We start from the raw sequence: 25970 nt of genomic DNA, 5'->3' as shown, positions 1-25970 counted from the left end.
CAGTTGGCCGCCATGCGGCCACGCTTGGCGGACAGGTTTACAGATGACGGCGGAACTGCGCGACCAGCGCATTGAGATGGCCGGCGGTGGCATTCAGCTGGTCGGCCATCTGGCGGGTTTCACGAATGCGCTCGCTGTTTTGCTCGGATAGCGCGTTCATTTCTTCCATGCTTTGCGCCACTTCGCCACTGGCCGCCGATTGCTGTTGCAAGGTCATGGCGATGTCGGCCGCGCTGCGCTCCAGCTCGACGCTGCCCTGATGAATGCTGTGCAGCCGCTGCTCGAGCTGCGCCACCGCCTGTTCGGCCTCGCCCACGCTGTCGCCGGTTTGCTGCGCACAGGACAGCGCCTCGCGCGTCGAACCGAACAGCTTGGCGATGGTGCGCTCGATCTCGCGTGCGTTACCGGCGGTGCGCTCAGCCAGTTTGCGCACTTCGTCGGCCACCACGGCAAAGCCGCGACCGGTTTCACCGGCACGCGCCGCTTCGATGGCGGCATTCAGTGCCAGCAGATTGGTCTGCTCGGCGATGTCCTGAATCAGCGCGGTGAACTGGCGTATCGTGCCGGCCTCGCTTTCGAGTCGGCTGATGGCATCGGCGGTCAGTCGCACTTGCTGGCTGACCTTGCCGGTGCTGACGTTGGCCGCCGTCATCAGCGCCAGGCTGTCGCCGGTTTGCTGGCGGGCGTGGTCGGCATGGCGGGCGCTGTCGCTGGTCTGGCCGGCAATTTCGTCAACCGATACCGCCAGCTGTTCGAGCGCAGCGGCCACGCGGCTCATGCCCTGGCCGCCGAGCATGGCTTGCTCCTCGAGGTGAATCGCACGTTGCTGCGAGTCGTCCGCTACGGTGCGCACTTCCTCGCTGGCATCCAGCACGTCGGCAATCACCGCGCGCAGGTGGATGCGCAGCGATTCCTGCTCGCGCAATAGCGCGCGTTGTTCGCGGCTGCCGCGTATTGCCACCGGCTGCTTGAAATTGCCCTCGGCCAGCGTGGCGAGGCTTTGCGCGGCGCGGCGCAGGCCGCCGGTCATCCAGAAACGCACAGCCATGATCATGCCGCCCAGTGCCAGCAGGCTAGCCACTGCCAGCGCGCTTTGCAGCGGCGACTCAGCGAGGGCGAGTTGCGCCACGGTCAGCAACAGCACGGGCAAGGCGGCCAGCCACAGCTGCTGGGTGCTGCTTGGCGCGCGCTCGGTGCTGCTGTCTGGCAGGGTGGCCTGCTTGTTGCGCACGGCGGCGTACAGCTGGCTCGCGTGCTGGATCGCGTCACGCGTCGGCGGGGTGCGTACCGACATATAGCCGACCACCGCGCCTTGCTCGCGTATCGGTGTGACATAGGCTTCGACCCAGTAAAAATCACCGTTCTTGCTGCGATTCTTGACGAGGCCGCGCCAGGGCATGCCTTTTTTCAGCGTGCGCCACATATCGGCAAAGGCCTCGGGCGGCATGTCGGGGTGGCGCACCATATTGTGCGACTGGCCAATCAGCTCGTCGGCGCTGAAGCCACTGATGGCGATGAAGGCCGGATTGGCATAAGTGATGACGCCCTTGAGGTCGGTTTTGGTCACGATGGGACGGCGCGCATCGAAGTGCAGCTCGTGGGTGCTGACCGGCAGATTAATCTTCATGTTTCTTTAAGGTGTGGAGTCGTTCTGTTGCCTGCCGCAAGATGCAGCAGAACCTTAAACGATAACACCTTTAATGCCGTGCCGTTTTGCAACTATTCACATCGAGTTTGGGCGGATGGCGTGGGCTAGCAAGGTTGGCCGCGCTGCGGCCAACCTTGCCGGCTGAGGCAGGATTTACGGCGCGGGGTTGGGCTGGGCGGTGTGGATGGCATCCAGCGCGGCCAACAGCTCGCTGCTCAGGCTGACTTCAAGGCTGGCGAGGTTTTCGGCCAGCTGCGAGAGCGTTGTCGCGCCGATGATATTGCTGGTCACGAAAGGCCGGCTGTTGACGAAGGCCAGCGCCATTTGCGTGGCGGACAGGCCGTGATCCTGCGCCAGCTGCAGGTATTGCTCGGCTGCCTGCTCGGCCTGCGGGTTGCGATAGCGGGTAAAGCGCTCGAACAGCGTCAGCCGTGCACCTTGCGGCCGCGCACCATCGCGATACTTGCCGCTGAGTACGCCAAACGCCAGCGGCGAATAGGCGAGCAGGCCGATGCCGTCGCGATGGCTGAATTCGGACAGGCCGGATTCAAAGCTGCGGTTCAGCAGGTTATAGGCATTCTGGATGCCGGCAATGCGCGGCAGGCCCTGATAGCGTGCGGCCGCCAGAAATTGCGCCACGCCCCACGGCGTTTCGTTGGAAACGCCAATCGCGCGGATCTTGCCTTCCTGCATCAGCTCTTGCAGCGCCTGCAGGGTTTCTTCGATGGCAATGCTGCCGGCGGCGTCATCGACATAGGGATAGCGCGCCGCGCCAAAGATATTGACGGTGCGATCCGGCCAGTGCAGCTGGTAGTAGTCGACATAGTCGGTTTGCAGGCGGCGCAGGCTGTCGTGCAGCGCCTCGCGCAGGTTTTCTCGGCTGAAATGCGTGCGACCGCCACGAATATGGCTGGGGCGTGCCGGATCGGAGGCCGGGCCGGCGGCCTTGGTGGCGAGGATGATCTTGTCACGGCTGCCGCCTTGCGCCAGCCAGCTGCCGATGTATTGCTCGGTGCGACCCTGGGTCTCGGCGCGCGGCGGCACCGGATACATCTCGGCGGTATCGATCAGGTTCACGCCATGCGCCAGTGCCATATCAAGCTGGCTGTGCGCATCGGCTTCGCTGTTCTGTTCGCCCCAGGTCATGGTGCCCAGCGAAATCAGGCTGACATCCATGCCGCTGTTGCCTAGTGGTCGGTATTTCATGCATTTCGCCTTGTCGTGTGTGGACGTTCATGGTGCAGCATGTTTTGCCGGTCGTACAGCCTGCGTCTTCCAGTCACGATTTGCCAACTCAAAATGTTACGGTATAACATTTTGGCTTTGTTGGTGATTGCCGATTGCCAGTGCCGTCCGGATGACAAGAACAGGAATGCTGATGAATGCTGTTTTGCCTGATATTTCCCGCAGCGATGTACCGGCTGCGCCTTTGCCCCTGTCCTGGGTGGGTATGCAGGGTATAGATTTGCCGCTGCAACTGGCTGAAGGCGATTACCTGCGCGAGCTGCACGCACGTGCCGATGTGCAGGTTGATTTGCCGGATGCGCAGGTGAAAGGCATCCACATGTCGCGGCTGTACCGGCTGCTGGATGAAATCGGCAGCGCAGCCCTCAGCCCGCGTCTGCTGCTGGGCCAACTGCAGGCCATGGTCGACAGCCACCGCGACTGTGCCAGCCGTGCCGCTCGTATCGAGCTGGCATTCGAGCTGCTGCGCCGCGAGCCGGCCTTGCTCAGCCCCGATCTCTCGGGCTGGAAATCCAGCCCGGTGCGAATCATGGCCAGGTTGCAAGAGGGCGAATTTCGCCTGACGGCCGAAGTCGGCGTCGGTTACTCGTCTACCTGCCCGTGTTCCGCCGCGCTGGCGCGCCAGCTGCTGGCGCAGCGTTTTCGCGAGGATTTCGCAGCTGTCAGCAGTCTGTCGCCGGACAGCGTGGCCGAATGGCTGTTGCTGCACGGCAGCCACGCCACGCCACACAGTCAGCGCAGCGAGGCGCGGGTGCAGGTGAGCTTGCCGGCGGAGGCGCCGGACTTTGGCTTGTTGACGCTGATTCACCGCATCGAGGCCGCGCTGGCCACGCCGCTGCAGACGGCGGTGCGTCGCCTTGACGAGCAGGAATTCGCGCGGCTGAACGGCAGCAATCTGATGTTCGTCGAAGACGCCGCCCGCCGCGTGCAGGCCGCGCTGCTAGCGGATTACCGTGATGTCAACGTGCACGTTCGCCATCTGGAAAGCCTGCACCCGCACGACGCGGTGGCATCAGCAGGGGTGGCAGCATGATGAGCGAGATTCAGCAAAAGCAGGCCAGGCAGCAGGCAGACCTGCTGATACGTGGCGGTACGCTGCTGATCGATGGCGAGGCAGTGCTGGCCGATGTCGCCTGCCTTGACGGCCGCATTGTCGCGCTTGGCGATCTGGCCCGTCACTGGCACGCCGACGAAGTGCTGGATGCGCGTGGCCTGCATGTGTTGCCGGGGGTGATAGACAGCCAGGTGCACTTTCGCGAGCCCGGCTTGCTGCACAAGGAAAACCTCGAGGCCGGCACGCGCGGGGCGGTACTGGGCGGGGTAACGGCGATTTTCGAGATGCCGAACACTTCGCCGCTGACACTGACTGCGGCCAACCTTGCCGAAAAACTGCAGGCGGCACAGGGCCGTGCATGGTGTGAGCATGCTTTCTACATCGGCGGTTCGGCGGCCAACGCCACGCAACTGGCCGAGCTGGAAAACCTGCCGGGTTGCGCCGGCATCAAGGTTTTCATGGGTAGCTCGTTTGGCGATTTGCTGGCGGACGACGACGCGGTGCTGCGGCAAATCCTGCAACATGGCAAACGCCGCGTGGCGATTCACGCCGAAGACGAAGCGCGGCTGCGCCAGCGGCGGGCACTGGTCGAGGCCAGCGGTGATGTGCGCGATCATCCGCACTGGCGCGATGTCGACAGCGCGCTGCTGGCCACGCAAAAGGTGGTGGGTCTGGCGGCCGAGCTTGGCCGCAGGCTGCACATCCTGCATGTCTCGACGGCCGAGGAGATGCAGTTTTTGGCCGCGCATCGCCAGCAAGTCAGCGTCGAAGTCACGCCGCATCACCTGAGCCTGTGCGCGCCCGATTGCTACGAACGGCTTGGCAGCCTCGCGCAGATGAACCCGCCGGTGCGCGAGGCACGACATCAGGCCGCGCTGTGGCAGGCCGTGCGCAGCGGCCTAGTCGATGTGATCGGCAGCGACCACGCGCCGCACACCTTGCAAGAAAAAGCCAAACCTTACCCCGACTCGCCCAGCGGCATGACCGGCGTACAGACACTGCTGCCGCTGATGCTGGATCACGTCAACGCCGGCCGCCTCAGCCTCGCGCGGCTGGTCGAGCTGTGCAGCCAGACGCCGGCCAGGCTGTTTGGCCTCGTCGGCAAGGGGAGAATTGCGGTGGGCTTTGATGCCGACTTCAGCATTGTCGATATGCAGGCCCGGCAAGTCATCAGCAATGACTGGATTGCCAGCGTCAGTGGCTGGACGCCTTACGACGGTGTACAGGTGCAAGGTTGGCCGCAACACACGGTGATTCGCGGCAAGATGGTGGTGCGCGACCGGCAGCTGCAGGGCCAGCCGCTTGGCCAGCCGCTGCGCTTTGCGGAAACCGTCAGCCCAGCCACAGCCAGTTAAGCGCTGCGCCGCCCAGCATCAGCCAGGCCAGCAAGGCGGCGGCGAGGATCACCGGCCGCCAGCCGGCGGCGCGCAGGCTGGCAAAGCGGGTGCCCAAGCCCAGTGCCGCCATCGCCAGTGCCAGCAACAGGCTGTCGAACTGGCGCAGGCCGGCGAGGAGGCTCGTCGGCAGCACACCGCTGCTGTTGACGGCCACCGCCGCCAGAAAGCCCAGTGCAAACCACGGAAAACCGACCGCGGCGGTGTTCTCGGTCTGCGGCTGGCGGCGCTGCCACCATGCGGCCAACAGCAGCAAGAACGGCGCCAGCAGCATCACCCGCATCATCTTGGTAATCACCGCGCTGTTGGCCGCTTGTTCGCCCACAGCCTTTCCGGCGGCCAGCACCTGCGCCACCTCGTGCAAAGTCGAGCCGGCCATGATGCCGTAAGCGTGCTGGCTGAGACCGTGGTTGGTCAGCAGCGCATACAGCAGCGGGTAAGCCAGCATCGCTACCGTGCCAAACAGCACCACGCCGGCCACCGCCACCGTGGCGCGTTCCTGATCGGCGCGAATCACCGGCTGGGTAGCCAGAATCGCCGCCGCGCCGCAAATCGCGCTGCCGGCACCAATCAGGATGCGGCTTTGCCTGTCCAGCCTCAGCCGTTTTCCCAGCCACTGCGCCAGCGCAAAGGTGCTGATCAGCACGCTGATATCCAGCAACATCACCCGCCAGCCCAGATTGCCGATATCGGCCAGCGTCAGCTGCAGGCCAAACAGCACAATGCCCAGCCGCAGCAGCGGCCCCTTGGCCAGCGTCAGCCCGCCTTGCCAGCTAGCCGGCAGCGTCGGGCCAAGGTTGGCCGCCAGCATGCCGGCGAGGATTGCCAGCGTCAGGGCAGAAATACCCAGTTGATGAAACAGCGGCAGCTGGCTGGCCAGCACGGCAAGGCCGGCCAGCGAGCCGGCGGCCAACAGGCCGGGCAGGGTGCGACGGTAATGACTGAGGCTTTGCATGATGCGTGTTCCGTGTATCGTGGCTTGCAGCATAGGGCGCGGCGAGTCAGTAGAAAAACGGATAATATGAATAGTATTGATTGATCTAACTGATGAATATGCCGCTACGCCTGACTCTGCGCGAACTCGAAGTATTCGCCGCCATTGCCGAACAACAGTCGGTTACCCGTGCTGCCAGCGAAGTGGCGCTGTCGCAATCCGCCGCCAGTCAGGCACTGGCGCAGCTCGAATCCGCGCTCGGCGTCAGCTTGTTTGACCGCGTTGGCCGCGGCCTCTTGCTGAATGAAAACGGCCGCATGCTGTTGCCGCGTGCACGCGCCATGCTGGACGAAGCGGCCAACCTGCAAAGCCTGTTTGCCGGCGGCACGCTGTCGCTGCGGCTCGGGGCCAGCACCACCATTGCCAACTACCTGCTGCCCGGCCTGCTGGCGCGGTTGCGTCAGGGTTGGCCGCAATGCGAAGTCAGCCTGCAGGTGGCCAATACCCGCGAAATCGAAACCGCCGTCGCCGAGCTGCGGCTGGATTTCGGCCTGATCGAAGGCCCGTGCCGCCACCCTGCGCTGCACACCCAGGCCTGGCTGGAAGACGAGCTGCTGGTAGTGGCCGCGCCGGGCAAGGCGAGGCTCAGCCGCGAGCAGCTGGCCGACGCGCCGTGGCTGCTGCGCGAGCCAGGCTCCGGCACCCGCGAAGAAGTCGAGCGCGTGCTGCTGCCCGAGCTTGGCCGGCTGAATGTGGCGATGGAACTGGGCAACTCAGAGGCGATCAAGCGCGCTGTGGCCGCCGGGCTGGGCATCAGCTGCCTGTCGCGGCGCGTGGTGGCCGAGCTGCTGGCAAGCGGCGCACTGGTAGCCGTAGACGCCGGCCTGCCACGGCTGGTGCGCACGCTGTGGTGCATCCGCCATCGCGACCGCGCCTCCGGCGCCGGCATGCAGGCCTTGCTGCAACTGTCGGCCGACGGGCTGTAGCATCGCCGCAAAGCCCGTGCGCAAAATCTGCGGCCAGCCACGTGACGGAAACATTATTGAAATATATGAACCGTAGCATCCCTGTAAAACAAGCCGCGTCACCGACGCCTAATCAGGGAGAAAACAATGAAAGCCTTCAAACAACTGGCCATCGCCGCCATGCTCGCCACCGCCACCTTCAGCGCCTTTGCCGGTGAAGCCGAAGACCAGAAGTTGGCCGCGGACGTCAAAACCGCCATCGACAACGTGCCGGCACTCAAGGCCTTTGCACTGAAAATCGTCGCGAAAGACGGCAACGTCACCATCGACGGCGCGGTAGACGAAGGCCTGCAAATGGCCGAAGTCGGCATGATCACCGAGAAAGTGCCCGGCGTGAAATTCGTCTTCAACAGCATCATGCCGAAAAACTGAGGGCAGGGTGGCCCGCAGGACTCTACGGGTTGGCAGTCATGAAAAACGCCCCGGCTTTGGTCGGGGCGTTTGGGCGGTATGACTTCAATTCGGCCAAAGCGGGCATTCCAAAACACCATTCCATATGTCCGCTTGTGTTACTAAAGCAGCCAAATCACCTTCTATTCGATCTCGAAACGCTATCTGGCATCGGTTGTTAGTGGCACTAGCTTCTTTGGCACAAGTTGAATGTTAAGTGGCGTGCAATGCATGCACCCCTCCATTGCCCCCCCAGCTATAGTGGCGGTGTGTGCAGCGCTCGGCTGCCGTACGTATTGGACGAAGAGACCATGTCGCGCAAGCAAGCTTTTTCCCTAGAGATCGGCTGGCAGACCTTGTTGAAAGATTTTGGCCTGCAAACCAGTCATGTCCTCCGCCGGGCGGGTCTACCCGAAGACCTGTTTTCCCGTGGCGCGCAGGAAACGTTATCAACGGCCGAGTACTTTCGCTTCTGGCGCAGTCTGGAGACGGAAGCTGCGGATGCGATGTTCCCCTTACGCATTGTCGAGATGGTCTCCGCTGAGGTGTTCAACCCGCCATTGTTCGCAGCGCTGTGCAGCGCAAATCTCATGCAGGCGATCCAGCGGCTGGCGAAATACAAGCAATTGGTGGCACCGATGAGCCTGGAGGTCGAAGTGGGCAAGGACGGTGAGTTATCGATTTCGCCCCGCTGGATGTCTGACCAGGACGAAGTACCGTTTTCGCTGCAAGTAGCCGAGATCGCTTTTTTCCTGCAGCTGGCGCGCATGGCTACCCGCGAGCCGGTTCGGGCGATTGCGGTTGCTCTGCCGCAACTTCCCTCGGCCTCCTACGCCAAACGCTATCAGCAATTCTTTGGCGTCGCCGTGCAGATTGGGCCAAATCCGAAAATCACCTTTAACGCAGCAGATGCACTGCTACCGTTCCTGACTGCCAACGAGGGCATGTGGCAGGTGTTCGAGCCCGAACTGCGTCGACGACTCAGCGAACTGGATGCCACGGCAACAATCAGAGAGCGGGTTCAGGCTGTGTTGTTGGAGCTGTTACCCAGCAATACAGCCAGTATTGAGGGCGTCGCCTCACGCTTGGCAATGAGCAAACGCACCTTGCAGCGCAGACTGGAGGATGAGGGCGAAAACTTCCGTGCACTCGTCAACAGTACGCGTGAGAGCTTGGCGAAACACTATCTGGCCAACACCTCCTTGTCTGGTGGCGAGATAGCCTTTCTGCTCGGTTTTGAAGACCCCAACTCCTTCTACCGTGCCTTCCAGGACTGGACCGGACAGACTCCGGATCGCACCCGGAAAGCATTGCACCTGAACTGACGAGCCATAAATGCCGACATCTCCCCAGCAACGAAGCGTCCTACTCGCTGGAGCCTCCGGCCTAGTAGGAGGCCAAATTCTCCGTGGCCTGCTTGCCGACACGACGGTGGCCGAGGTTCATGTACTGGGCCGGCGAGCCATAACTAACCAGCATCCCAAACTGCATGTCCACATCGTGGACTTCAGCGACTTGCCGGTACTGCCGTCTGTGGATGAGGTTTATCTAGCGCTCGGCACGACCATCAAGGTGGCTGGCAGCCAGGCTGCATTCCGTGCCGTAGATTATGCGGCCAACCTGGCCGTGGCCAAGGCGGCACTCGTCGCTGGCGCCAAGCGTATCGGGCTGGTCAGCGCACTTGGCGCCAGTGCGCAGTCACCGGTGTTCTACAACCGGGTAAAAGGCGAGTTGGAGGTGGCGCTGCAGTCACTGAAGCCCGATGCACTGGTGATCGCCCGCCCGTCGCTGTTGCTGGGCGACCGTGACGCTTTGCAACAGCCGCTCCGCATTGGTGAAAAGCTCTCGATTCCAATTGCCAAACTATTGACACCAATGCTGCCTGGCCGCTATCGACCTGTTGCCGCACAAGCCGTCGCGCAGGCTTTGCTCAGAACTGTGCCGAAAGCCGGAGGCTTGGTTGTGCTCGCTTCGGACGCGCTGGCCAAGATCGGACTTGAGTGACCATCCGGATGCATTGCCGATGAGTGCGGTGCGCTGGCTCATGGCCGTATTGCTTGCGGCCAACCTGCTCACCGCTTATGCCGGCCCATCAGACCGTGCGGTGGTGCTTGAAGGCGCCTGGCTGGTGAACGGGGTTTTAATGCCAAGGCAGCAGAACGTCCCTGATTCTAGACAACCAATCGCACGTCCCGGACTCGCTGTTGTGTTGGGAGGGGGCGGCATGCGCGGCTACGCGCATATTGGGGTGCTGCAGGCGCTGGAAGAAGCCGGAATTCGTCCGGATCTTATCGTTGGAACATCGATAGGGGCGATCGTGGGTGCGGCCTATGCCTCCGGCACGCGGGCAAACCTATTATGGCAGCAAGCAAGCTCCATGCGGGTGAGATCGTTGGCTGACGTGACGTTCAGTGGTCCAGGGTTCGTGAAGGGCGCGGCGCTGTCGAACTGGGTAAACGACATGGTGAAGCAGCAGCCCATCGAACATTTCCTCATCCCTTTCGCGGCGGTAGCCACAGACATCGATCGTTCGTTGCCATACGTGATTACACGCGGCAATGCCGGCGAGGCGGCACGCGCATCGGCAGCCATCCCAGGGGTATTCCTCCCTGTGCAGTCATCGGGCCAGGTACTGGTAGATGGTGGCGTTACCTCCTTGCTACCGGTAAGTGCGGCCCGCGCACTGGGTGCCCATGTCGTCGTTGCGGTAGACATCTATTGCCACGGGCCAAAGTATCCATCCAGTTCTGTCGCGACAATGTGGTTGAAGGTTTCCCAAACACAGACTTGTCTACTGTCCAGCACGGAAGCGGCATCGGCTGACGTATTGATTGCACCTGCCATCGCGGCTGCAGGTGTTGATGATGCGGTAGGTCGGGAGACAGCAAGAAATCGTGGCTACCAAGCGACGCTCACTGCGCTGCCGGCATTGCAGGAAGCTTTGGCGCGCTCTCGCCAGCGTGGAGACCAGTCCATTAGGGCGCAGTGAGCGCCCCTCTCCGGTTGTGGCTGCTACTCAAGCAAGTTGAATGGCACCCGGCTGATATTGAATAAGCAACAGCTGGGTGTGCTTTGCTCCGGCGAGAAACCGTTTGGCGCAGTTTGCAGTGTTTGTGGCACGTACTGCCAGAGTGTTCGCGGTGATTGCTGCGTAAAGTTGAAGGCATCGAAGGCGGGCAAAAATGAGGCCGCCATGTTTCGCACTCCTTCAACAAGGACCATCAGCATGAATACCAAAGTTGCTCTTGTGACTGGCGCCTCCTCTGGCATTGGCCAGGCTACAGCCCTCAAACTGAAATCACTCGGTTTTACCGTCTACTCCGCTGCACGCCGGGTTGAGCGCATGCAAATGCTGGCCGATGCCGGCATCATCGCTCTGGAGATGGACGTAACAAACGATGGATCGATGCAAGCCGGCATCCAGGAAATAGTCAGCCGCTCGGGGCGCATTGATGTCCTGGTTAACAATGCAGGTTACGGCTCTTACGGTGCGGTAGAGGATGTGCCGCTGGAGGAGGCCCGCGCCCAGTTCGACGTCAATGTGTTCGGCGCCGTGCGGCTGATCCAGCTGGCGCTGCCGCATATGCGTGCCCAACGCTCCGGCAGCATCATCAATATCACCTCGATGGGGGGCAAGATTCATACCCCGTTGGGGGCTTGGTATCACGGCACCAAGTTTGCGCTGGAGGCGATCAGCGACTGCTTGCGGATGGAGGTACAGCCGTTCGGTATCGATGTGGTGGTGATTGAACCCGGCGGCATCAAGACTGAGTGGGCCGGTATTGCCGCCGACAAGTTGCTGGATGTCTCCGGCGCCACTGCTTATGCCAGTCAGGCGCGCGCCATGGCCGAGTCGATGATCGGTGACGCCAGTCGCAAGCGTCAGTCACCGCCCGAATTGATTGCCGACACCATTGCCAAGGCGGTCACAGCCCGTCAACCCAAAACACGATATGCCGTCGGATTCGGAGCCAAGCCAATGATTTTCCTTCGCCGCATACTTTCAGATCGTGCTTTTGATAGTTTCATGCGCAAGGCTACCGGCATCTCCGGGTAATCTTCTTGACGTCTTAGTAACTAAAAAGCGGGCGAGAATTCTCGTGCTTGCTAGATACATTTATGGCTGCTTTCAAGTTGAAAGCAGCCATCTTCTATTTGATATACAAAGGGCCGCTCTGGCCGATATTTAGCCATCGAAAAATAGCTAGTTATCAGACCTCCTCCCAAGCTTGGCCTCAGTACACCTCACAACCCTCAAATGCCAGCCAGCCTTTCCTAACATCAGCCCAATTCACCACAAGCAGCCGCCCACACCGCCTCAGCTCACCCACCCATCCCGCTTTTCCACCATGAAATCCATGAACGCCCGTACCTTGGCCGGCAGTTGTTCGCGCGAGGGGATGTAGAGGTAGCAGCCGGCGAATGGTTTGCTCCAGGGCTGCAATATTCTTTGCAGTGCGCCGCTGTGGATGTGCTGGCGCACGGTGATTTCGATGTGCTGCATGATGCCGACGCCCAGTCGGATGACGCAGCAGATCAGCCCCGAGGCGATGCTGCAGGCCATAGACGAGCAATGGCTGGGGCGGAAACCCGGCTGACAGCCAGGCTTGCGGCCAACATTGCTGTGCAAGGCAAGGTTGGCCGCATTGGTTTTGTGTTGACTGGCAGGCTCAGACTGGCGGCTGCCAGATGCCGTCAAAGAAGAAGCGGCGATAGCAGGCGAGCCACGGCTGGATGTCGTGGCCGTGTTTTTGCAGCCAGTTGTGGTCGTAATAGCTGTTGAGGTAGCGGTTGCCGTCGTCGCAGATCATCGTCACCAGGCTGCCGCTGTCGCCGCGCTGCATCATTTCGTGCATCAGCACGCAGACGCCGTAAAAGTTGGTGCCGGTCGAGCCGCCGCATTTGCGGCCCAGCACTTCTTCGAGAAAGTGGATGGCGGCGTAGCTGGCGACATTCGGCACGCGAATCATGCGGTCGATAACGGTAGGGATGAAGGATGGCTCGACACGCGGGCGGCCGATGCCCTCCACGCCGGAGCCGCCTTCGCAGGTGCAGGCGGCGTCGCCGCTGACGTAGCTCGCGTAAAACGCCGAGTTTTCCGGGTCAACCACGCAGATTTGCGTGTGTTTTTGCTGGTAGCGCACATAGCGGCCGAAGGTGGCGCTGGTGCCGCCGGTGCCGGCCCCGCAGATGATCCAGTCCGGCTCGGGCTGCGGTTCCAGCGCCATCTGCTTGAAGATGGTGTCGGCGATATTGTTGTTGCCGCGCCAGTCGGTGGCGCGTTCGGCATAGGTGAACTGGTCCATGTAATGGCCGTTCAGCTCGCGCGCGAGACGTTGCGATTCGTCGTAGATGGTGGCCGGGTCGTCCACCAGATGGCAGCGGCCACCGTAAAACTCGATGGCGCGAATCTTCTCGCACGAGGTGCTGGCCGGCATCACGGCGATAAAGGGCAGGCCCAGCAAGCGCGCAAAGTAGGCTTCTGATACTGCGGTGCTGCCGCTGGAAGCTTCAATCACCGGCGTGCCTTCCTTGATCCAGCCATTGGACAGTGCGTACAAGAACAACGAGCGCGCGAGGCGGTGTTTCAGGCTGCCGGTCGGGTGGGTGGATTCATCCTTGAAATACAGCTGGATGGCCGGTGCGGCCGGTACGGTCAGCGGAATCAGGTGGGTGTCGCTGCTGCGGTTGAAGTCGGCCTCGATCTTGCGGATCGCCTGCATCAGCCAGTTGTTCATGCTGTCTCCTCGCCGGCCAGGGTTGGCCGCAATATGCTGTAATGGCTACAGAAATATTCTAGCCGGCGCAGACTGTATCCATCAGTGCCAGCAGCGCGACAAAACAGCTATACAGTTTGCACGCTGCTTGTCGCTGACTGGGCTTCTTGCCAGACTGCAGGCCTGATATCGCGCACAACAGGCAAACAACATGCAAAAACTGAATCTCGGCTGCGGCTTTGACAAGCTGGATGGCTATCTGAATGTGGATTCGCAGGCCGGCTGCGCGCCGGACCAGGTGGTGGATCTCGAACAGTTTCCGTGGCCGTGGGCGGACAACTCGGTCAGCGAGGTGGTGCTGCGCCATGTGCTGGAGCATCTGGGCGCCAGCCCGGCGGTGTATCTGCAGATCATCAGCGAGCTGTACCGCATCGGCGCGCCGGATGCACGCATCCACATCACCGTGCCGCACCCGCGCAGCGACAGCTATATCGCCGACCCGACGCATGTGCGACCGGTCACGGCGATGGGGCTGAATATGTTCAATCAGGATTTCAACCGCCAGTCGGTGGCGGCTGGGGACTCGACCACGCCGCTGGGGCTGTATCTGGGTGTGGATCTGGTGATGGAGCACAGCGAGGTGAAGATACTGGAGCCATGGGCCAGCCGCTTTGAAAGCGGCGGCCTGTCGGATGACGATATTCACATGGCGGTGCAGAACTTTTACAACGTGATTGGCGATTGCACCTTCGTGCTGCGCGTCAACAAGCCGGCAGCCTGACTCAGCGGCGGCGCTGGCTGTACAGCCGGCCAAGGTGATTGATGCCCAGCGACGCGACAATCACCGTGCCGCCCAGCGCCAGCTTTTGCAGATCGGTGCCGCGATGCCAGATCAGCACATTCACCAGCAGGCCGGCCGGCACATGCAGCTCGTTCATGATTGCCAGCGTGCCGGCGCTGACCTGGGTGCTGCCTTTGACCCACCAGTACATGCCCAGTGCGGTGGCAAACACGCCCATATACACCAGCACACCCCATTGCAGCGCCGTCTGCGGCAGCCGGGTCATATCGCCAAACAGCAGGAAGGACGGCAGCGCCAACAGCATCGCGCCCATGAAGAAATGGCCAAAATAGCGATACAGCGGCTGTGACACCGGATATTGCTGCAACAGGCGGCGGCACAGCACCTGGCCGGCGGCAAAGGTGATGTTAGCCAGCTGCAACAGCAAGAATCCGGTCAGGTATTCACCTTCCAGCGGCTGGAAACGAATGATCACGCCGCCAGCCACCGCCACTACTGCGGCCAACAGCGCCCACGGGTTCAGCCGGCGCTCGAGCGCATCATCCAGCAAGGTCACATAAATCGGTGTCAGCACAGTAAACAGCAGCACTTCGGCCACGGTCAGCACCTGAAAACTGCGATACAGGCACAGATAAGTCACGCCAAACTGCAAGGCGCCGGCCAGCCAGAAGCCGCGCAGCAAGGGGCGCGGCAGGCCGCGCCACACGGTAAACGGCAGGAAAATCGCCGCCGCAATCAGCACGCGCAACAGCACGGCAAAGTCGCTATCCACCTGATTGGCCAGATACTGGCCGATCAGGCTGAAGGAAAACGCCCACAGGGCAGTGACAATTAGCAGAAAAGGCATAATGAATGTTGCCGGAATAAAAGGGGGCGATGATAGGCGCTTGCCGGGGTGGCGGCAAATGCCGGGCACGCAAAAAAAACAGCCCCTGACGGGGCTGGCGGGAGAGCCGGCGTAAGCCGGCAAGAGAAAACTTGCGTATCAGGCAGCCGGTTTCTTGAACATGCCCAGTAACACGGCCGTCAGCGCGGTGCCGGCAGCCAGCGCCACCAGATACATGCCGAGGTTGGTCACCGCATTCGGAATCGGCAGCACGAACACACCACCGTGCGGCACGCGCAGCTCGCAGCCGGCAGCCATCGAGATCGCCCCAGCCAGAGCTGAGCCGGCCACCAGCGCCGGAATCACCCGCAGCGGGTCTTTGGCGGCAAACGGAATCGCGCCTTCGGTAATGAAAGAGATACCCAGCACGCCGGCAGCCTTGGCGCCTTCGCGCTCGTCGACACTGAAGCGGTTCTTGAACAGCATCGAGGCCAGCGCAATGCCCAACGGTGGCGTCATGCCGGCGGCCATTACCGCCGCCATCGGTGCATACACCTGGCTGGCCAGCAGGCCGGTAGAGAAGGTATACGCCGCCTTGTTGATCGGGCCACCCATGTCAAACGCCATCATGCCGCCAAGAATCATGCCCAGTGCCAGCGCGCTGGAGCCTTGCAGGCCCTTCAGCCAGTCGGTCACCGCGCCCAGTGCCACGGCTACCGGTTGGCCCAGCACGTAATACATCAGCAGGCCGACGATGGTGGTGCCCAATAGCGGCAGGATCAGCACCGGCTTCAGCCCGTCAAAATTGCGGCCGAGCTGGATTTTCTCGTTCAGGTATTTCACCGCATAGCCGGCGATGAAACCCGCCACGATGCCACCCAGAAAGCCCGAGCCGATGGAGCCGGCAATCATGCCGCCGGCCATGCCCGGCGCAATGCCCGGACGATCGGCAATCGAGTAGGCGATATAGCCCGACAGAATCGGCACCATCAGCGCAAATGAGGCCTTGGCACCGATATTGAACAGCGTCCAGCCCAGCGTGCCCTTGAAGGCATCTTCGTAGACATAGATGCCGCCCAGCGCAAAGCCCAGCGCAATCAGCAGACCGCCGGTCACCACGAAAGGCAGCATGAAGGACACGCCGGTCATCAGGTGTTTGTAGGCGGCACTGCGTTCGCTGCTCTTGCTGCTGTCAGGGTTGGCCGCAGCCGCGCTGGCTTGGCTGGCAGGCTGATGGATCTTGGCTTCGGCCTCGGCGCGGCGTACCAGTGCCTGGCCATCGTTGATGGCGGCCTTGGTGCCGCTGCTGTACAGGCGCTTGCCGGCGAAACGTTCGAGATTCACCTGGGTGTCGGCGGCGATGATTACCAGATCCGCCTCGGCAATCTCGGCGGCGCTCAGGGTGTTTTGCGAGCCGACCGAGCCCTGTGTCTCCACCTTGATCTGGTGGCCAAGGTTGGCCGCAGCCTGGCTCAGCCCTTCGGCTGCCATGAAGGTGTGGGCGATGCCGGTCGGGCAAGAGGTGATGCCGACAATGCGTAGCGCCTTGCTGGCGGCCTTGGCCGGGGCGGCTGGCGTCACCAGCGCGGCGGCAATCACCGCGGCGGCGTTTTCCAGCACGGCCTCGAGGCTGCTGTGGTGGCTGGCGCGGCCTTGCAGGCGATCGTGTGCGCTGGCGTCTTCGGCAATCATGATGACGGTGCCGGCGGCTGCCAGCCGTGCGTCGTCAAAGCGGCCTTGTACGCCCTGCGCCTGATGCAGCTCGATGGCGATCTGGCGGCCAAGCTGGCGGGCGGCCTTGCGCAAGGCCTCGGCAGCAAGCTGCCCCTGTGCCACCCGCTGCGGGCAGGCAATGATGGCCAGAATGTCTGACATGGTGACTCTCCTCTGTGTGCCGCTGTGGGGCGGGCTTTATCTACTGCTGTGTGTCTTGGGCAGCCAGCGCTCGCACCTCGATGCGTGTGCGCAGTTGTTCGACTTCATCACGCGCCGGCAGATGCGGGCCGATGCGGCCAAGCTTGGCGGCGGCAAAAGCCATGCCGAGGCTCAGCACGGCCGGCCAGTCCGGTGTGCGGCCGGGGGCGGTTGTGTGCAGGGCGGCCACCAGGCCGGCAACCAGCGCGTCTCCGGCACCCACCGTGCTTTTCAGCTCGGGCAGGGCCAGCGGTTCGGCCAGCCAGCAGCCACCGGCGCTGCACAGCAAGGCCCCGTCACCACCCAGCGACACCACCACGATGGCGACGCCGCGTGCCTGCAGCTGGCTGGCGGCACGGGCAACGGCGGCGATATCGGGCAGGGCTTTGCCCAGGTATTGTTCCAGCTCGGCCTTGTTCGGCTTGATCAGCCACGGCAGTGTGGCCGGTGGCAGCAGCAAGGCATGGCGCAGGGCGGGGCCGCTGCTATCCAGCACCACGCGTGCACCGAGGCGTTTCAGCTGTTGCACCAGCTGCGCCCAATAGCTGTTGTCGACACCGGAAGGCAGGCTGCCGGCGAGTACCGCCAGGCTGCCTTCCTCGACGTGTTCGTCCAGCATCAGCTGCAGCCGTGCCTGGGCGGCAATGCCGGCCTCGATGCCGGGCAGGTTGATGTCGGTGGTGTCGCGGCTGGCGGCATCCACCAGCTTGATATTGGTGCGGGTGCTGCCGGGCACGCGCACAAAGGCATCGCGGATGCCCTTGTCGGCAAACAGGTCTTCAAAGGCAGTCGGGTTGTCACGCCCAAGCAGGCCACCGGCCACCACCGGCACGCCCCAGTCGGCAAGGCAGCTGGCGACATTCACGCCCTTGCCGCCGGCATTGATGGTGACCTCGCTAGCCAGATTCACCGCGCCGGTTTGCAGGCCGGGCACGGTAATGGTCTGGTCCAGCGCCGGGTTCAGCGTCAGGGTCAGTACCGGCTGGCTCATGCTTGTGCCCCTTGCAGTGCGCGTACTTCACTGGCGCTGTCGCAGGCGAGCGCTGCTTCGGCCAGCTGTTGCAGTTGTTCGAGCTTGGCCGCACGAATGGCCGCCTTGGCTGCCGGGATGTCACGCGGGCTCATCGACAGCTCGGCCACGCCAAGGCCGGCCAGAATCGCCGCGCCCAGCGGGTCGCCAGCCATACCGCCGCACACGCCTACCCAGCGGCCATGCGCCCGCGCACCGGCCACGGTCTGGGCGATCAGGCGCAGCACGCCCGGATGCAGGCTGTCGGCCTCGGCCGCCAGCTCGGGGTGCTGGCGGTCTATCGCCAGTACATATTGGGTGAGGTCGTTGGTGCCGACCGAGAAAAAGTCCACATGCTCGGCCAGACGGTCGGCCATCAGCGCAGCAGCCGGTACTTCGACCATGATGCCCAGCGGCACCACCGGCGCACCCAGTGACACGCGCACCTGCTCGCACTGCGCACGCAGCAGCTGCACCTCGGCCAGGGTGCTGACCATCGGGAACATGATGGACACCGGGCCGTGGGCGGCGGCGCGATACAGCGCCCGCAATTGCGGCAGCAGCAAATCAGGGCGGCGCAACAGCAGACGCACGCCACGCACGCCGAGGAAGGGGTTTTCCTCGTGCGGCAGATTGAGATAGGGCACTTGCTTGTCGCCGCCGATATCCAGCGTGCGAATCACCAGCGGCCGGCCTTGCAATGCGGCCAACATGGCGCGGTAGGTCTGGTATTGCTCTTCTTCGTCGGGCGCGCTGTCACGCTCGAGAAACAGGAATTCGGTACGCATCAGCCCGACGCCTTCGGCACCGGCAGCCAGCGCGGCGGCGACTTGTTCCGGCCGGTTGACGTTGGCCGCGACTTCCAGCTGATGGCCGTCGCGGGTGCGGGCCGGCTGTTGCGCCTCGCGCGCCGCCTGTTCGCGCTTGTCCTGCTGGGCTTGCTGCCACTGGCGCGCGCTGGCCAGATCCGCCTCGGTGGCGTTCAGGTACACGATGCCGCTGTCGCCATCGACAATCAGCGTGCTGCCATCCTGGATGTCGAGCACGCCTTCGCCGGCCGCTACCACAGCAGGCAGATCCAGCGTGCGCGCCAGAATCGCGGTGTGCGAAGTCGGGCCGCCGTGGGCGGTGACCAGCGCCAGCGTCTGCTGCGGGTTGAGTGTGGCTGTGTCGGAGGGTGCCAGGTCGCTGGCAATCAGCACTTCATTGTCGCGGCTGGCGCGCGGGCCGGCATTCAGTGCCAGATCCGGCGCGAGCCTTGCCAGCACGCGGCGGCCAACGTCACGCAAATCGGCAGCGCGTGCGGCCAGCAGCGGGTTGCCAAGTGCGGCCAGACGGTCGGCCATGCGCTGCACGGCTTCGTGCCACGACCACGCCACGCCATGGCCTTCTACCATCAGCTGGCAGGTCAGGGTAATCAGGTCGGTGTCGGACAGCAGCTCGGCCTGGGCGAGGAAGATCGCGCCTTCGGTCTTGCCAAGGCGGCGGGTGGTGTCGTCGGCCAGTGTCTGCAATTCGCTGCGGGTGGTGGTCAGCGCGGTTTCCAGCAAATCACCGTCGTAGCCCAGCGTGGCTGGCACATCAGGCACGCTGATCTGCTGCGGCTTGAGCACGCGCGCCGTGCCAATCACCAGGCCAGGGCTGGCGCTGATGCCGCGCAGTGCCAGCAGTTTGCCGGCCGGCTGCCATTGTTGGCGACGCGCGCGGGCTGCGGCCTGGGCGGCGGCTTGGGCATCGGCAACTTCTTGCACTGTCAGCTGGCGGGCTGCGGCCAACATAGCCTGCAGCGCGACGCCGGCGTCGGGGCCTTCGGTAGAAAACACCAGTTCGTGGCCGAATTCGGCACCCAGCTGCAGCAGGCTGATCAGGTTCTTGGCATCGGCCACTTGCTGGCCGTTGCGCACCTGCACGGTGGCGGCAAAGCGCCGTGCCTGCTCGCTCCAGCTGCGGGCCGGGCGGGCGTGCAGGCCGTTGGGGTAATCAAGCTGCCAGCTGGCGGTGTGCGGCAGATCGCGCACTTCGGCCGCCGCAACAGCCGGGCTGTCGGTATCGGCCAGCGCGGTAATCAGCGCTTGCGGGTCGGTCGTGTCGAACAGCTGCTGCAGGCGTGCTTCGTCTTGCAGCAGGCGGGTGAGGCGGCGCAGCAGCGCGATGTGCTCGTCCGACTGCGCAGCAATGGCAATCACCAGATGCACGCGCTGGCCGGGGTTCCACTCCACGCCCTGCGGAATCTGCAGGATGGCGATGCCGGTCTGGCGAATCAGATGGCGGTCTTCAATCATGCCGTGCGGGATCGCGACACCATGACCGAGAAAAGTATTGGCAACGGTTTCGCGTCGCAACAGGCTGTCGATATACGCCGGGTCAATACGGCCGGCCTGGGCCAGCAACTGGCCTGCGGCCTTGATTGCACTGGATTTTTCCTGTGCTTGGGCGCCGAGTGCTATCAGCTCTGTCTGGATGATCTGGGTGCTCATGGGGCGACGGTCTCCGGTTTTTCTGTGCTGCTGTGTGGCGCAATTGAAATCGATCCCACTTTTTGTGTCAATATTTCTGTCAGTAATGGTGGTACCATTTCACCACAACACTGTGCAGGCCCAAGGTTGGCCGCATGAAATCGATTCCGGAGCAGGCAGTGGCAAAGATCAAGGATGTGGCAGAAGCAGCGGGCGTGTCCCCGTCTACCGTCTCGCGGGTGCTGTGCAATGGCCCTGTCAGCGACAAGGTGAAAAAGCGCGTCGAAGACGCCATGCGCAAGCTCGACTACCGGCCGAACATGGCGGCGCGCCGTTTGCGTTCGCAACACACCGACACTATCGGGCTGATCGTGTCGGATATCCGCAACCCCTTCTTTACCGCCGTCAGCCGCGCGGTAGAGGACGAGGCTTACCGCAACGGCATGCGCGTGATCTTGTGCAATACCGACGAAAACCCCGACAAAGAAGCGATGTACCTGCGCCTGATGCAGGAAGAGCGCGTCACCGGCGTGATTTTTGCGCCGACACGGCAGACGGTGGCCAACCTCGACCCGGCCACGCTGGGCTTTCCGGTAGTGATGATCGACCGCGCCAGCCGTGACGTCCTCACTGACGCCGTGGTGCTGGACAACCGCCGCGCCGCCGCCGCGCTGGTGGATCATCTGCTGGCTCAGGGTTATCGCGATATTGCCGGCGTGTTCGGCAATACCAGCAGCACCGGCACCGAGCGCCACGCCGGCTTTGCCGAAGCGCTACAACAAGCCGGCCTGCCGGCACCGGCGCAGTTTGTCGCGCCGAGTGTCGAGGCCGCCGAAGCCGCCGTGCTGGCGATGTTGGCCGCCACGCCGCGCCCGCGGGCGCTGGTCGTCAGCAATGGCGTGTTGTTGCTGGGCGCGGTGCGTGCGCTGAAATCCGCGGGCCTGCGTTGGCCGCAAGACGTGGCACTGGTCGGCTTTGACAACGATGTGTGGACCGAGCTGCTGGGCGATGGCCTGACGGTGATAGAACAGCCGGTAGGTGAAATCGGCCGCGCCGCGATGGCGATGCTGCTGGAAAGACTCGACGACCCCGAGCGCAGCCCGCGCATCGTGGTATTGCAGGGCAAGCTGCTGGCACGCGGCAGCAGTGCGGCCAGCTGACAGGAGGCAAAAATGCTGGACAGGCTGGATCATCTGGTACTCACCACCGCGCAGCCCGAAGCCTGTATCGCGTTTTACCGCGACGTGCTGGGCATGCGGCTGGAAACCTTCATCGGTGGCACGCCGCCGGTAGAACGCATGGCCCTGGTGTTTGGCCAGCAGAAAATCAATCTGCACATCAAGGGCCGCGAGTTCTTGCCCAAGGCCTGCCTGCCCACGCCGGGCGCGCTGGATCTGTGCTTCATCGCCAGCATCCCGCTGGACGAGGTGATGCAAAAACTGGCCGCCCACGGCGTGGCGATTGAAGAAGGCCCGGTGGCGCGCACCGGCGCTTGCGGCAAGATTTTGTCGCTGTATGTGCGCGACCCGGACGGCAATCTGATCGAAATCTCGCGCTATCAGGATTAAGGCCGGCGCTTAAGGCAGCAGCAGCGATATCAGCTTGGCGACGATCAACACGGCTATCGAAAGCAGCCCGACGGCGGCAACAGCCCCGGTAAAGCCGCCGTGATACCACCCCCAGACGTTTGCGGCCAACAGCGGCGCAAGGCCGATCAGCCATATCAGGCGGAGTTGAAGCTTGTCACTCATCGGGGTTTGCCCTTGCAGTTGTAACGGTTCGGCGAGGTCAGGCCGGCAAGCTTGGCCGCAAGCCGGCTCGGTTCAGGCTGTGTCCGCTGGCGTGTCGGCAAAATGCTGCGTCAGCCACGCCTCGCACTGCGCCCACAGCGCCGGCGCGCCGCGCGCAATCACCGGGCCGTAGCGGCTTAACACCTGCTGGTGACTGACCTGGTTTTCCAGCCAGGTGCCGCCGCCGGTAAAGATATTGATCAGCAGCGGCTGAAAACGGTCTAGCGCCTTGGCGAACTGCGCATCGGCCGACTCGGCTGCTTCGAATTCCTGCCACAGCGCCAGCATCGCCGCGCCTTGCCCGGCGGGCAACAGCCCGAACAACCGCATTGCCGCGGCGGCTTCTGCTTCGGCCTGAGCCTGCGCCGAATGCCCGCCGTGAATCGGAAAATCCCCGACATCAATCTCCACAATATCGTGCAGCAACAGCATCTGCAGCACGCGATTGGCGTTGATGCTGCCGCTGGCGTAGTCCTGCAGCACCAGCGCATACATCGCCAGATGCCAGGAATGCTCGGCCGAGTTTTCCTTGCGGCTCTGGTCCAGCAGTGGCGACTGGCGCACGACGGATTTCAGCCGGTCTATCTCTTTCAGAAACTGCAGCTGCTGGGCAAGCGCATTCATGGCGAGGTCTTTGCGATGGGAAAGGCGCAATTATACGGTGGCCAGCACCCATCTGCCGCCTTGCGGCCAACCCTGGCTAACCTTGATCGGCACAAACCGGAATCGGTATTCGTCTGCCCGTAATCGGTATAAGAAGCAGAATGGCCGGCTGCGTATAGTCCATCCATGCAAAACGTGGCACGCCAGGTGGCCTGCCGGTGAGGATGAAAGGGTGGACATGAAAAAGGTAATGCTGATTACGGGCGCGTCTTCGGGCATGGGCAAGGATGGCGCGCTGCGCATGCTGCGCGAGGGCCATATCGTGTATGGCGCGGCGCGACGGGTAAACGAAATGGCTGAGTTGGCCGCAGCCGGCGGCCACATCATCGAGCTGGATGTCACCAGCCAGCCGTCGATACGCGCAGCGGTGGCACGCATCATCGCCGAACAAGGCCGCATCGACGTGCTGTGGAATAACGCCGGTTACTCGGTGGCCGGTGCGGTGGAGGATGTGTCCTACGACGATGCGCGCCGCCAGTTCGAGGTCAATCTGTTTGGCCTGGCCGAAGTTACCAAGGCCGTGCTGCCGCATATGCGTGCCCGCCGCGCCGGCACCATCATCAACACCTCGTCGGTGGGCGGGCGCATCAACTCGCCGCTGGGCGCGTGGTATCACGCCTCCAAGCATGCGCTGGAAGGCTGGAGCGACTGCCTGCGGCTGGAGCTGGCACCGTTCAATATCGACGTGGTGGTATTGCAGCCCGGCGGCATCCGCACCGAATTTGGCGATGTGCTGTTGCAGCCGCTGATAGCCCGCTCGCAAGGCGGTGCCTACGAGGCAATGGCCAAGGCGGTGGCTAGCACGTATAAAGCGGTGTATGCCAACCCCAAGGGCACCGCGCCGGCCTCGGTCATCAGCGATACCGTTGCCACCATCGTCAGGGCGCGGCGGCCGAAGACGCGCTATGTCGCCGGCTATATGGGCAACACCATCCTGTTTTTCCGCAAGATCTTGTGCGACCGCTGGTTTGACCGGCTGATCATGAGCACCTTCCGCAAGGAGCTGAAAAAGAATGAAAAACAGCCTGCACATTGAGTCGATCAGTCAGGTACATCGCCTGTTCGGGCTGGCGCCACCGCGCCACCCACTGGTGTCGGTGGTCGGCGCGTTTGACCCCGCCGCGCTGGCTGGCTTGGCCGACACGGCGGTGGTGTCCGGCCTGTACTCTGTTAGCCTCAAGGCCGGCATTGGCGGCCATTGCCTGTATGGCCGCAACCGTTACGACTATCAGGACGGCACCCTGGTGTGCATCGCGCCCGGCCAGGTTGTCCAGTATGCGCCGGACGAAGGCACGCCCGACATGGTCGAAAGCTGGAACCTGCTGTTTCACCCCGACCTGATACGCCGTTCGGAGCTGGGGCGGCAGATCAGCCAGTACGGCTTTTTCCGCTACGAGGCCAACGAGGCGCTGCATGTCTCGGCGCAGGAAAAACAGACGCTGCGCCAGCTTGTCGACACCTTGCGCCACGAGTATTCGCAAAACCTCGACCGCCACAGTCAGGCGCTGATCGTGTCGCATATCAAGCTGCTGCTGGACTACTGCACCCGCTTTTACGACCGGCAGTTTTACACCCGCAGCAATCTCAACAAGGACGTGGCCAGCGAATTTGAACAGGTGCTGATGGCCTATTACGCCAAAGGCCTGCAAGAAACACAGGGCCTGCCCACTGTCGCCTACTGCGGCAAACAGCTGAACCTGTCGCCGTACTACCTCAGCGACCTGCTGAAAAAAGAAACCGGCCGCAGCGCATCGGACCACATCCACTTTTTTGTGCTGGATCTGGCCAAGACCAGGCTGCTGGCCAGCAGCCAGAGCATCAGCGACATCGCCTACGACCTCGGCTTTGCCTACCCGCAGCACTTCAGCAAACTGTTTAAGGCCAAGACCGGCATCGCGCCGAAAGACTACCGCAAGGCGGGCTGAGGCTTGCGGCCAACGTTGGCCGCAAGGGCAGAGGGTTGAGGCGGATGGGCGGGCAGGGTGCTGTTACCCCGTGCCGAGCACTACAGGTGAGGATCAGAAAGCGTGCAAGGCCGCTCCGCAGCCCCGCACACCGGCTGACGGCACTGCATAGCATCGCGATTGACTCGCGGCAGTGCGTCTACTTCAGCGCATACGCCTTGAGGATGGTGGCGATCTGCCCGGATTTTTGCAGCACATCCATGTGATAGCTCAGGCTTTGCAGCTGGGCCTCACTTAGCTTGGGGTTGGCATACAGCACATAGTGCTTTTCGTTGACGGTGAAAGGCGCGGTGAAGTTGCGGATATTCAGCCCCGTCTGTCTTAGCGCGTAAGAGAGCAGATAGTCGGACGAAATCACCGCATCCAGCCGCCCTGCGGCCAACATGCGCACCCCCTGAAACGGGTCGGTCAGCTCGTATTTCTGGATGTCCGCATTGTTATTGATCCGCTCATCGTAAAACGCGCCCCGCGCGACACCCAGCAAGCGGCCGTTGAGCTGGCTAATGCTGTTGATGTCCTTGTCGCGCCGGCCGATCACCACAAACTTGAACTCGTGAAACGGGGCGATACGCCGCGCGATACCTTCCAGCTCCGGGCTTTCGACTGCCACTACAAGGTCTGCCAGATCAAAGCGCAAGGCGGCAGCCAGCCGCGCATACGGCGCCCAGCTGATGCTGATAGGCATGCCGCTTTGCTTTGCCAGCAGATTGGCAATCTCGGCATGCATGCCCGGGTGTTGCGGGCTGTCGTGCAGGGTGTAGGGCGCCACGTCATTGATCATTACCCGCAAGGGGCTATCGGCACGCGCAGCCAAAGGCAGCAGCAGTGTCAGGGCAAGGAAGAGCGAGGCCAGAAAACCGGGTTTCATGAAGGGCGGGGCAAAGTGGTGATATCACCCCATGATAATGGAGATGCGGCAGAAAGCTCAGGGTGATGAGATGGCCAGGTCAGGATTCGCCATTGACGAGCAGACCAAGGCCAGTCGTACGGCAGCAAGCGAGGTAGGGCAGGTTTGTAATGACCCACTAAAAACCTGCACAGGTCATAATTCACACAGGAGCACGTGATGAGCATGACCATGGAAGACGATATCAAACGCTGGACCGCCAAGCGCAAAGCCGCGCTGGTGATGGAGATCA

General features: G+C 62.7%; 25 protein-coding genes. 13 read left to right on the top strand and 12 right to left on the bottom strand.

Annotated elements, in window-relative coordinates:
• Positions 1-37 precede the first annotated feature (37 nt).
• Both ACZ9W6_RS00125 and ACZ9W6_RS00120 read right to left on the bottom strand, forming a co-directional pair.
• Positions 38-1627, bottom strand: coding sequence for a methyl-accepting chemotaxis protein (locus ACZ9W6_RS00125; protein WP_465189009.1), 1590 nt, complete (start codon positions 1625-1627; stop codon positions 38-40).
• A 174-nt stretch (positions 1628-1801) separates the two neighbouring features.
• Positions 1802-2854, bottom strand: a complete 1053-nt coding sequence (locus ACZ9W6_RS00120; RefSeq protein WP_465189008.1) for an NADP(H)-dependent aldo-keto reductase — start codon at positions 2852-2854, stop codon at positions 1802-1804.
• 172 nt (positions 2855-3026) lie between these two features.
• Between ACZ9W6_RS00120 and folE2 the strand changes: the two genes are divergently transcribed.
• Entirely contained in the window at positions 3027-3926 is a 900-nt protein-coding gene (gene folE2 / locus ACZ9W6_RS00115; RefSeq protein ID WP_465189007.1) for a GTP cyclohydrolase FolE2, read from the top strand.
• Complete coding sequence (locus ACZ9W6_RS00110) at positions 3923-5302, top strand: dihydroorotase (protein WP_465189006.1); 1380 nt, start codon at positions 3923-3925, stop codon at positions 5300-5302. Before folE2 ends, ACZ9W6_RS00110 begins: the two co-directional genes overlap by 4 nt.
• Here ACZ9W6_RS00110 and ACZ9W6_RS00105 read toward each other — a convergent pair.
• Positions 5280-6296: a YeiH family protein gene (locus ACZ9W6_RS00105; RefSeq protein WP_465189005.1), complete on the bottom strand. Its 1017-nt coding sequence runs from the start codon at positions 6294-6296 to the stop codon at positions 5280-5282. The two genes, ACZ9W6_RS00110 and ACZ9W6_RS00105, sit on opposite strands and share 23 nt — an antisense overlap.
• A gap of 92 nt (positions 6297-6388) precedes the next feature.
• Here ACZ9W6_RS00105 and ACZ9W6_RS00100 point away from each other — a divergent pair, with 92 nt between their 5' ends.
• The 6 genes from ACZ9W6_RS00100 (at position 6389) to ACZ9W6_RS00075 (ending at position 11747) form a co-directional block, all read left to right on the top strand.
• Positions 6389-7261, top strand: coding sequence for a LysR family transcriptional regulator (locus tag ACZ9W6_RS00100; RefSeq protein ID WP_465189004.1), 873 nt, complete (start codon positions 6389-6391; stop codon positions 7259-7261).
• A gap of 126 nt (positions 7262-7387) precedes the next feature.
• A complete protein-coding gene (locus ACZ9W6_RS00095) occupies positions 7388-7672 on the top strand; it encodes a BON domain-containing protein (protein ID WP_465189003.1) in 285 nt (94 codons plus the stop codon).
• Positions 7673-8001: 329 nt separating this feature from the next.
• Positions 8002-9015 (top strand): AraC family transcriptional regulator, encoded by a 1014-nt coding sequence (locus tag ACZ9W6_RS00090; RefSeq protein ID WP_465189002.1) that lies wholly within the window; start codon positions 8002-8004, stop codon positions 9013-9015.
• 10 nt (positions 9016-9025) lie between these two features.
• On the top strand, positions 9026-9694 hold the full coding sequence (locus ACZ9W6_RS00085; protein ID WP_465189001.1) for a Rossmann-fold NAD(P)-binding domain-containing protein: 669 nt from the start codon (positions 9026-9028) through the stop codon (positions 9692-9694).
• Positions 9687-10679, top strand: coding sequence for a patatin-like phospholipase family protein (locus ACZ9W6_RS00080; protein WP_465189000.1), 993 nt, complete (start codon positions 9687-9689; stop codon positions 10677-10679). Before ACZ9W6_RS00085 ends, ACZ9W6_RS00080 begins: the two co-directional genes overlap by 8 nt.
• 57 nt (positions 10680-10736) lie before the next feature.
• Positions 10737-11747, top strand: a complete 1011-nt coding sequence (locus tag ACZ9W6_RS00075; RefSeq protein WP_465188999.1) for an oxidoreductase — start codon at positions 10737-10739, stop codon at positions 11745-11747.
• Positions 11748-12008: 261 nt separating this feature from the next.
• On the opposite strand, the gene ACZ9W6_RS00070 is transcribed toward ACZ9W6_RS00075, so the two are convergent.
• Entirely contained in the window at positions 12009-12254 is a 246-nt protein-coding gene (locus ACZ9W6_RS00070) for a LysR substrate-binding domain-containing protein (protein ID WP_465188998.1), read from the bottom strand.
• A 106-nt stretch (positions 12255-12360) separates the two neighbouring features.
• Complete coding sequence (locus ACZ9W6_RS00065; RefSeq protein WP_465188997.1) at positions 12361-13428, bottom strand: PLP-dependent cysteine synthase family protein; 1068 nt, start codon at positions 13426-13428, stop codon at positions 12361-12363.
• Between the two features lie 190 nt (positions 13429-13618).
• On the opposite strand from ACZ9W6_RS00065, the gene ACZ9W6_RS00060 reads away from it, so the two are divergent.
• Positions 13619-14188 (top strand): class I SAM-dependent methyltransferase, encoded by a 570-nt coding sequence (locus tag ACZ9W6_RS00060; RefSeq protein ID WP_465188996.1) that lies wholly within the window; start codon positions 13619-13621, stop codon positions 14186-14188.
• 1 nt (position 14189) lies between these two features.
• Here ACZ9W6_RS00060 and ACZ9W6_RS00055 read toward each other — a convergent pair whose 3' ends face one another.
• From ACZ9W6_RS00055 to ptsP, 4 genes are all read right to left on the bottom strand, one after another.
• Positions 14190-15056 (bottom strand): EamA family transporter, encoded by an 867-nt coding sequence (locus ACZ9W6_RS00055; RefSeq protein WP_465188995.1) that lies wholly within the window; start codon positions 15054-15056, stop codon positions 14190-14192.
• A gap of 138 nt (positions 15057-15194) precedes the next feature.
• Positions 15195-16910: a fructose-specific PTS transporter subunit EIIC gene (locus ACZ9W6_RS00050; protein ID WP_465188994.1), complete on the bottom strand. Its 1716-nt coding sequence runs from the start codon at positions 16908-16910 to the stop codon at positions 15195-15197.
• A gap of 40 nt (positions 16911-16950) precedes the next feature.
• A complete protein-coding gene (gene pfkB / locus ACZ9W6_RS00045; protein ID WP_465188993.1) occupies positions 16951-17940 on the bottom strand; it encodes a 1-phosphofructokinase in 990 nt (329 codons plus the stop codon).
• Positions 17937-20435, bottom strand: a complete 2499-nt coding sequence (ptsP, locus tag ACZ9W6_RS00040; protein WP_465188992.1) for a phosphoenolpyruvate--protein phosphotransferase — start codon at positions 20433-20435, stop codon at positions 17937-17939. The genes pfkB and ptsP overlap by 4 nt, the downstream gene beginning before the upstream one ends.
• A 134-nt stretch (positions 20436-20569) precedes the next feature.
• On the opposite strand from ptsP, the gene ACZ9W6_RS00035 reads away from it, so the two are divergent.
• Both ACZ9W6_RS00035 and ACZ9W6_RS00030 read left to right on the top strand, forming a co-directional pair.
• Entirely contained in the window at positions 20570-21574 is a 1005-nt protein-coding gene (locus ACZ9W6_RS00035) for a LacI family DNA-binding transcriptional regulator (RefSeq protein WP_465188991.1), read from the top strand.
• Between the two features lie 12 nt (positions 21575-21586).
• Complete coding sequence (locus tag ACZ9W6_RS00030; RefSeq protein WP_465188990.1) at positions 21587-21982, top strand: VOC family protein; 396 nt, start codon at positions 21587-21589, stop codon at positions 21980-21982.
• 9 nt (positions 21983-21991) lie between these two features.
• On the opposite strand, the gene ACZ9W6_RS00025 is transcribed toward ACZ9W6_RS00030, so the two are convergent.
• Positions 21992-22165 carry a hypothetical protein gene (locus tag ACZ9W6_RS00025; RefSeq protein ID WP_465188989.1) on the bottom strand — a complete coding sequence of 58 codons (174 nt, stop codon included), beginning with the start codon at positions 22163-22165 and terminating at the stop codon, positions 21992-21994.
• 72 nt (positions 22166-22237) lie between these two features.
• The gene (locus ACZ9W6_RS00020; protein ID WP_465188988.1) at positions 22238-22828 is read right to left on the bottom strand and encodes an HD domain-containing protein; all 591 of its coding nucleotides are present in this window, start codon (positions 22826-22828) and stop codon (positions 22238-22240) included.
• A gap of 217 nt (positions 22829-23045) precedes the next feature.
• On the opposite strand from ACZ9W6_RS00020, the gene ACZ9W6_RS00015 reads away from it, so the two are divergent.
• Together ACZ9W6_RS00015 and ACZ9W6_RS00010 are read left to right on the top strand one after the other, a co-directional pair.
• Complete coding sequence (locus tag ACZ9W6_RS00015; RefSeq protein ID WP_465188987.1) at positions 23046-23903, top strand: oxidoreductase; 858 nt, start codon at positions 23046-23048, stop codon at positions 23901-23903.
• A complete protein-coding gene (locus ACZ9W6_RS00010; protein ID WP_465188986.1) occupies positions 23881-24792 on the top strand; it encodes a helix-turn-helix domain-containing protein in 912 nt (303 codons plus the stop codon). The genes ACZ9W6_RS00015 and ACZ9W6_RS00010 overlap by 23 nt, the downstream gene beginning before the upstream one ends.
• A 178-nt stretch (positions 24793-24970) precedes the next feature.
• On the opposite strand, the gene ACZ9W6_RS00005 is transcribed toward ACZ9W6_RS00010, so the two are convergent.
• Positions 24971-25699 (bottom strand): substrate-binding periplasmic protein, encoded by a 729-nt coding sequence (locus ACZ9W6_RS00005; RefSeq protein ID WP_465188985.1) that lies wholly within the window; start codon positions 25697-25699, stop codon positions 24971-24973.
• Between the last annotated feature and the right edge of the window lie 271 nt (positions 25700-25970).

This window comes from Vogesella lacus (genome assembly GCF_979366295.1).
This window is presented reverse-complemented; position numbering and strand designations above follow the sequence as displayed.

Bases quoted from the DNA above. Each gene is read 5' to 3' on its own strand.
- folE2 (WP_465189007.1), top strand. From the start codon at position 3,027: ATGAATGCTGTTTTGCCTGATATTTCCCGCAGCGATGTACCGGCTGCG.
- ACZ9W6_RS00125 (WP_465189009.1), bottom strand. From the start codon at position 1,627: ATGAAGATTAATCTGCCGGTCAGCACCCACGAGCTGCACTTCGATGCG.
- ACZ9W6_RS00095 (WP_465189003.1), top strand. From the start codon at position 7,388: ATGAAAGCCTTCAAACAACTGGCCATCGCCGCCATGCTCGCCACCGCC.
- ACZ9W6_RS00025 (WP_465188989.1), bottom strand. From the start codon at position 22,165: ATGAGTGACAAGCTTCAACTCCGCCTGATATGGCTGATCGGCCTTGCG.
- ACZ9W6_RS00105 (WP_465189005.1), bottom strand. From the start codon at position 6,296: ATGCAAAGCCTCAGTCATTACCGTCGCACCCTGCCCGGCCTGTTGGCC.
- ACZ9W6_RS00005 (WP_465188985.1), bottom strand. From the start codon at position 25,699: ATGAAACCCGGTTTTCTGGCCTCGCTCTTCCTTGCCCTGACACTGCTG.
- ACZ9W6_RS00085 (WP_465189001.1), top strand. From the start codon at position 9,026: ATGCCGACATCTCCCCAGCAACGAAGCGTCCTACTCGCTGGAGCCTCC.
- ACZ9W6_RS00055 (WP_465188995.1), bottom strand. From the start codon at position 15,056: ATGCCTTTTCTGCTAATTGTCACTGCCCTGTGGGCGTTTTCCTTCAGC.
- ACZ9W6_RS00065 (WP_465188997.1), bottom strand. From the start codon at position 13,428: ATGAACAACTGGCTGATGCAGGCGATCCGCAAGATCGAGGCCGACTTC.
- ACZ9W6_RS00060 (WP_465188996.1), top strand. From the start codon at position 13,619: ATGCAAAAACTGAATCTCGGCTGCGGCTTTGACAAGCTGGATGGCTAT.
- pfkB (WP_465188993.1), bottom strand. From the start codon at position 17,940: ATGAGCCAGCCGGTACTGACCCTGACGCTGAACCCGGCGCTGGACCAG.
- ACZ9W6_RS00015 (WP_465188987.1), top strand. From the start codon at position 23,046: ATGAAAAAGGTAATGCTGATTACGGGCGCGTCTTCGGGCATGGGCAAG.
- ptsP (WP_465188992.1), bottom strand. From the start codon at position 20,435: ATGAGCACCCAGATCATCCAGACAGAGCTGATAGCACTCGGCGCCCAA.
- ACZ9W6_RS00035 (WP_465188991.1), top strand. From the start codon at position 20,570: ATGAAATCGATTCCGGAGCAGGCAGTGGCAAAGATCAAGGATGTGGCA.
- ACZ9W6_RS00020 (WP_465188988.1), bottom strand. From the start codon at position 22,828: ATGAATGCGCTTGCCCAGCAGCTGCAGTTTCTGAAAGAGATAGACCGG.
- ACZ9W6_RS00030 (WP_465188990.1), top strand. From the start codon at position 21,587: ATGCTGGACAGGCTGGATCATCTGGTACTCACCACCGCGCAGCCCGAA.
- ACZ9W6_RS00100 (WP_465189004.1), top strand. From the start codon at position 6,389: ATGAATATGCCGCTACGCCTGACTCTGCGCGAACTCGAAGTATTCGCC.
- ACZ9W6_RS00010 (WP_465188986.1), top strand. From the start codon at position 23,881: ATGAAAAACAGCCTGCACATTGAGTCGATCAGTCAGGTACATCGCCTG.
- ACZ9W6_RS00070 (WP_465188998.1), bottom strand. From the start codon at position 12,254: ATGGCCTGCAGCATCGCCTCGGGGCTGATCTGCTGCGTCATCCGACTG.
- ACZ9W6_RS00090 (WP_465189002.1), top strand. From the start codon at position 8,002: ATGTCGCGCAAGCAAGCTTTTTCCCTAGAGATCGGCTGGCAGACCTTG.
- ACZ9W6_RS00120 (WP_465189008.1), bottom strand. From the start codon at position 2,854: ATGAAATACCGACCACTAGGCAACAGCGGCATGGATGTCAGCCTGATT.
- ACZ9W6_RS00110 (WP_465189006.1), top strand. From the start codon at position 3,923: ATGATGAGCGAGATTCAGCAAAAGCAGGCCAGGCAGCAGGCAGACCTG.
- ACZ9W6_RS00050 (WP_465188994.1), bottom strand. From the start codon at position 16,910: ATGTCAGACATTCTGGCCATCATTGCCTGCCCGCAGCGGGTGGCACAG.